Origin of the sequence: Pseudogracilibacillus auburnensis, from assembly GCF_003201975.1 — a bacterium.
GTDB lineage: Bacteria > Bacillota > Bacilli > Bacillales > Amphibacillaceae > Pseudogracilibacillus > Pseudogracilibacillus auburnensis.
This window is the reverse complement of sequence record NZ_QJJQ01000034.1, coordinates 1-1,847: the sequence shown is the minus strand read 5'-3', so window position 1 is coordinate 1,847 and position 1,847 is coordinate 1. Positions and strand designations below refer to the sequence as shown.

The following is a 1,847-nucleotide window of genomic DNA, read 5'->3' as shown; positions in this document are numbered from 1 at the left end:
GGAGTTATCATGAACGAAACTAGCCCCATCTTCGTAACAACGTAGATTAATTTGGTAATAATATTAAAAAATCAAACTACCAAAACAGAGCTACAATACGAAAGGAGCTAGTAATATGAATGATATCACAAAATACGTAGGTTTAGACGTATCAAAAGAAAAAATTGCAGTAGCAGTTGCAGAGGAGGGGCGTTCCAAACCAAGATATGTTGGCATGATTGACTATAAAGTTGAAGCAATTAGAAAATTAATGAAAAAACTTGGCGAACCTGAACAGCTTCAAGTCTGTTATGAGGCAGGACCAACAGGATATGGATTCTATCGGCTTCTAAAAAGTATGGATATTGAATGTGAAGTAATAGCCCCATCGTTAATACCCAAAAAACCTGGTGAACGTGTTAAGACCGACAAACGCGATTCGCTTAAACTGGCAACACTTTATCGTGCTGGAGAATTAACACCTATCTATGTGCCATCAGAAGATGATGAAGCACTACGGGACTTAGTTCGGGCACGTGAGGATGTAAAGGAAGATGAATTAAGAGCCAAACACAGATTAACAAAGTTTCTTTTAAGAAATGAAGTTAATCCACCTCAAGGAACAAGGAAATGGACCAAGAAATACTGGGATTGGCTGAATAGCTTGAAATTTGAACGATCTGCATCCCGAATTGCATTCCAGGAATATTTACAACAATTAAAAGAATTTCAACAACGATTAAAAATATTAGAGCAAGAAATCGAGGAACAGGCTAAAGAAGGTGTTCATGCGCCAATGATTCAAACCCTCATGACATTAAGGGGAGTAGCAGTTATTACAGCTACAAGTTTAGTTGCAGAAATTGGTTCATTTGAACGCTTCCGGACTCCAAAACAATTTATGGCTTACACCGGACTGGTGCCTAGTGAAAGTTCCAGTGGTGAATTACGTAGATTAGGTAACATCACTAAGACAGGGAATCGTCATGTACGAAGGTTGTTGATAGAATCCGCCTGGAGCTACAGATATCAGCCAGCAGTCAAAGGAGAATTGAAGAAAAGACAACAAGAGCAACCAACTAATATCTTGGGAATTTCGTGGAAAGCTCAAAATCGATTGCATAAAAAATATTACCGTCTATTAGGACGTGGAAAAGAAAGTGGGAAAGCCATTACAGCTATAGCGAGAGAACTTGCAGGTTTCATTTGGGCAATTGCACATGAAGCTAATTATGAAGCAAGAGTAGATTAAGCTACCATTTATCAGTTAGAAAAGAAGTAATTAAGATAAATAAGGGAATGAATATAGGGCCGGAGGCAAAGGTAAAAACCGTAAAGGAGAACACACGACGAAGACTTGTGCTAGCTATACCATTAGTGAACGCACGCCAGGAGTTCGTGACAGATCCTAAGACGGAGAGATAAAATGTGAGAACCCACGGATATCAGTATGCTCATCGGAGTAGAGATTTTTGCCTTCGTGCCGTGTATTTATCCTCCTAACAAAAAAAGAATAGAGCACAAAATATGAAAGCTGGATAGCGTCTTTCACAAAGATTCATATGTTACGATTAGGATTTGACATGGATCCCTGCGCAAGCATGATTCTATTGCCAGGAAGCAAGTTTACAAAGAAACTGGCTCTGCCGAAAAGGCTATCATGCTCGCTCTCCATGTCAAATCGTGGATAGAATGTAAATTGTGGAAAGCATCGCTTTCAAATTTTGACCATATGTTAATTCATCAAACATATATTGGATATCATTGTAACAGCAAAAAGAGGCATAAGGACTCTTAATTAAGGTTGCCCAAAAATACACTTTTAGTAAAAATAAGGGGTGGAACTTGACAGTTTCGTTCATATCAGT

The 1,847-nt window shown here is 38.6% G+C and carries 2 protein-coding genes; one reads left to right on the top strand and one right to left on the bottom strand.

Translation table 11 applies throughout. The features are described 5' to 3' along the window. The first annotated feature begins 115 nt into the window (after positions 1–115). Positions 116–1,231, top strand: coding sequence for an IS110 family RNA-guided transposase (locus DFR56_RS22460; RefSeq protein ID WP_110397687.1), 1,116 nt, complete (start codon positions 116–118; stop codon positions 1,229–1,231). Between the two features lie 424 nt (positions 1,232–1,655). On the opposite strand, the gene DFR56_RS23335 is transcribed toward DFR56_RS22460, so the two are convergent. Beyond that, positions 1,656–1,847 (bottom strand): hypothetical protein (locus DFR56_RS23335; protein ID WP_207521614.1); only part of this gene is annotated, 192 nt, incomplete at its 5' end.